The organism is Deferrisoma sp. (assembly GCF_054681715.1).
This window is the reverse complement of sequence record NZ_BAAHFQ010000224.1, coordinates 1-3,910: the sequence shown is the minus strand read 5'-3', so window position 1 is coordinate 3,910 and position 3,910 is coordinate 1. Positions and strand designations below refer to the sequence as shown.

Genomic DNA, 3,910 nt, shown 5'->3' with positions numbered 1-3,910 from the left:
GCCCCCGGAACCGGTGGCCGAGCCCGCCCGGCCGGAACGCCTGCGGCTCGAGATCACGGCCACCGAGAAGGCCTGGGTCCGGGTGGTGGCGGACGGCGGAAAGCCCGTGGACCGGGTGTTCCGGCCCGGGGAGACCCGGACTTACGAGGCCTCCGAGGGGTTCCTGGTGAAACTCGGGAACGCCGGCGGGGTGCGGTTTTCGTGGAACGGCGAGGCGCTCAAGGTGCCGGGCCGGCCCGGCGAGGTAAAGGAGTTCCGGTTCCCCCGCGACCTGGAGGGGTTGCGGCCGTGACCGGTCCCTGGCGCGACCCCCTGGCCGCGGCGGCGGCCCGGGTGCTGGGCGAGGGGTTCCGGGCCGAGGTGGCCGTGGTCCTGGGGTCTGGGCTGGGGCCCGTCGTGGGGGGGCTTCCGGACGCGATCCCCTACGAGCGGGTGCCCGGGCTCGGGGCGCCCGGGGTGCCGGGCCACGCCGGCCGGGTGGGGGTGGCGCAGATCGCCGGCGAGCGGGTCCTCGTGTTCCAGGGCCGGCGGCACCTCTACGAGGGCATCACACCCGCCCAGGCCGCGTTCCCGGTCCGCCTGGCCGCCCGTCTCGGGGTGCGGTTCCTGGTGCTCTTCGCGGCGGCCGGAGGGCTCGACCCCGCCCTCGTTCCCGGGACCTGGGTGTTCGTGACCGACCACCTGAACTGGCTGGGGAGAAATCCCCTCGAGGCCGTCCGGACCCCCGACGGCACGCCGGCGTTCGTGGACCTCACGGGGACCTACCGGGCCGATCTGTGGCCCGAGGTCGCGAGGGCGGAAGGGATCCCCATCGCCCGGGGCGTGTACGCGGCGTTCCCGGGGCCCACCTACGAGACCCCGGCCGAGATCGCCTGGGCCCGGGGGGCCGGGGCGTCGGTGGTGGGGATGTCGGTGGTGCCCGAGGCCGTGTGGGCGCGGTTCCTGGGGCTCGAGGTGGCGGCCTGGGCCCGGGTGGCGAACCCCGCGGCCGGCCTCGGCCCCTCGGCCTTGGACCACCGGGACGTGGTGGCCCAGGCCGCCCGCGACGCCGGGCAGGGCCGGACCCTGCTGGAAGCCACGATCCGGGCGTGGAGGGCGAGCCGGCCGGGGGCCGGAGGGTTCGGGGCGCCGAAGCCAGGGGGCGGATAACGGGCGCACGCCTCGCCGGGTTCCCCGTGCGCCCCCCTCACCCCGGCCCTCTCTCCCCGGTGGGGGGAGAGGGAGACAGAGGGCGGCCAGGGGCGGCGTCGAGCGCCCCCCCTTTCCCTGGTGGGAGGGGGGCAGGGGGGAGGGGGACGAGGGGACCACCGCGAGCCGTGGCGATCGGGTGCCGCGTGTTGCGGTTGATGGAACATCGAGGCCCTGCGCGAGGCGGATGGAGATCCCCCCCTCGCCCCGGCCCTTCCCCCTGGTGGGGGGAGAGGGAGACAAAGAGCGGGCCGGGGCGGCGTCGAGCGTACCCCCCTCCCCTGGTGGGAGGGGGGCAGGGGGGAGGGGGAGAAGGAGACGGGGGCGTCCCGCGAGGAGGCTCGAAACCGACCTCTGACCTCTGTCGTCTGATGTCTGACACCAAGGAGACGGTGTGAACGCCGAGAACACCTCTAAGCCCAGCGACCAGACGCCGGCCCCCGAGGGGCCGGTCAAGGCCGTGAGCCTCCTGTCCGGGGGGCTCGACTCGATCCTCGCCACCCGGGTGGTCCAGGACCAGGGGGTCGAGGTCCTGGCCCTTCACTTCATCACCCCGTTTTTCGGCGGCCACAAGCGGGGCCGGGAGGCCGAGGTGGAGGCCTTTTTCCGCGAGAAGTACGGCATCACGGCCCGGGTGGTGGACGTGTCCGAGGAGTACATGGAGGTTCTCGCGAACCCGAAGTACGGGTACGGCAAGAACTTCAACCCCTGCATCGACTGCAAGATCTTTCTGGTGCGCAAGGCCTTGGAGATCATGAAGCAGGAGGGGGCCCGGTTCCTCATCACCGGCGAGGTCCTGGGGCAGCGGCCCATGAGCCAGCGCCGCGACGCCATGAACGCCGTGGCCCGGCAGTCGGGGGCCCGGGAGCTCATCCTCCGGCCCCTGTCGGCCCAACTCCTGCCCATCACCGCGCCCGAGCGCCACGGCTGGGTGGACCGGAGCCGGCTCTACGGGTTCCGGGGGCGGTCGCGCAAGCCCCAGATGGAACTTGCCGCCGAGCTGGGGATCACGGAGTACCCGAGCCCGGCCGGGGGGTGCTACCTCACCGACCCCACGCTGGCGAACCGGGTGCGCCGGTACTTCGACGAGGTGCCGGCCGAGGAGCGCTCCTCGGAGGACGTGCGGCTCCTGCTCGCCGGCCGGCCGTTTCGGCTGCCGGGGGGAAGCTGGCTCACCCTGGGCCGGAACCAGGGGGAGAACCGGGCCGTGGCCGCCCTGGCCCGGGAGGGCGACCGGTTCCTCAAGGCCCGGGAGGTGCCGGGGCCCCTGGGGCTCCTGCGGCTCCGGGACCCGGAGGACCTCGAGGCCGCGGCCGGGGTGCTCCTGCGGTACTGCCCCAAGGCCGGGGACGAGCACGAGGTCGGGGTGGGCCCCGCGCCCGACGACCTGCCCGAGACGGTGCGGGCCCGGAAACGCAAGGATCCGGAGATCGAGCCCTGGAGGTTCTGACCCGGTGCGCCGGCCGGCCGACCTCGCCTCGTACCGCCACATGCGCTCGGTGCTCGCCACCCCGCTCACGACGGTGCGGGGCGTGGGCCCGAGGGTGGCGGAGAAGCTCGGCCGCAAGGGCCTGAGGACCCTGGGCGACGCGCTCGTGTTCCTGCCCCTTCGCCACGAGGACCGCACCCGGCCGACCCCGCTCCATCGCCTCGCGCCGGGCGAAACCGCGGTCTTCCGGGCCCGGGTCGAGGCGATCGGGGTCAGGGACTACCACCGCCGCCGGGTCCTGGAGGCCCGGGTCACCGACGGCGCGGGCTGGGTCACCCTCAAATGGTTCCGGGGCAATTTCCGGTGGCTCCAGGACCGGTTCCGGCCCGGCACCGAGGTGGCCGGTTCCGGCACCGTGCGGGTGTTCCAGGGCCGGCCCGAGATCGACCACCCGGAGCTCGAGCCCCTCGACCCCGGCGACGACCCGGGCGGGCTCGAGCGGGTGGTGCCGGTGTACTCCGAGGTGGAGGGGGTGCATCCCAAGGCCCTGCGCCGCATCCTGGAGGCGGCGCTGGCCCACGCCCTGCCGGCCGTGGTGGACCTGGTGCCCGAGCCGCTGGCCGAGGATCTGGGCCTTCCCCCCATGGCCGAGGCCTACCGGGAGGTGCATTTCCCCAGCCGGGGCGGCCCCGACCTCCCCCGCTGGGTGGCCCGGCACCGCCGGGCGCTCGTGCTCGAGGAGTTCTTCTTCCTCCAGTTGGGCCTGCTTCTGCGCCGCGAGGGCCAGGGGCCGGCCCGGGGCATCGCCTTCCGGCCGGATTTCCGGCTCATCAAGCCCCTGCTCAAAAGCCTCCCCTTCGAACTCACCGCGGCCCAGCGCCGGGTGCTCGGCGAGATCCGGCGCGACATGGAGGCCCCCCGGCCCATGCACCGGCTGCTCCAGGGCGACGTGGGGAGCGGCAAGACCCTGGTGGCGCTCCTGAGCGCGCTCATGGCCGTGGAGTCGGGGTACCAGGCGGCCCTCATGGCCCCCACCGAGATCCTGGCCGAGCAGCACGGCCTCAACCTCCGGCGGCTGTGCCGGCCCATCGGGGTCGAGGTGGCATGCCTCACGAGCTCCACCCCCAAGGCCGAGCGGGAGGCCATCCTCGAGGGGCTCCGCACCGGGGCGCTCCCGCTCGTCGTGGGCACCCACGCCCTCATCCAGGAGTCCGTGGCGTTCCACCGGCTGGGGTTCGTGGTGGTGGACGAGCAGCACCGGTTCGGGGTGCTCCAGCGGGCCGGGCTCCTCCG

4 protein-coding genes are annotated in these 3,910 nt (G+C 74.5%); all 4 read left to right on the top strand.

Annotation, left to right across the window (positions count from 1 at the left end):
• Window positions 1-292, top strand: a 292-nt coding sequence (locus ACY0I8_RS16895; RefSeq protein ID WP_461395680.1) for a DUF4115 domain-containing protein, incomplete at its 5' end; no start/stop codon positions are given.
• Window positions 289-1,149, top strand: coding sequence for a purine-nucleoside phosphorylase (locus ACY0I8_RS16890; RefSeq protein ID WP_459942414.1), 861 nt, complete (start codon window positions 289-291; stop codon window positions 1,147-1,149). The genes ACY0I8_RS16895 and ACY0I8_RS16890, both read left to right, overlap by 4 nt.
• Window positions 1,150-1,582: 433 nt before the next feature.
• Complete coding sequence (locus tag ACY0I8_RS16885) at window positions 1,583-2,638, top strand: 7-cyano-7-deazaguanine synthase (RefSeq protein WP_461395679.1); 1,056 nt, start codon at window positions 1,583-1,585, stop codon at window positions 2,636-2,638.
• A 4-nt stretch (window positions 2,639-2,642) separates the two neighbouring features.
• On the top strand, window positions 2,643-3,910 hold a 1,268-nt coding region (locus tag ACY0I8_RS16880), incomplete at its 3' end, for a DEAD/DEAH box helicase (RefSeq protein WP_461395678.1).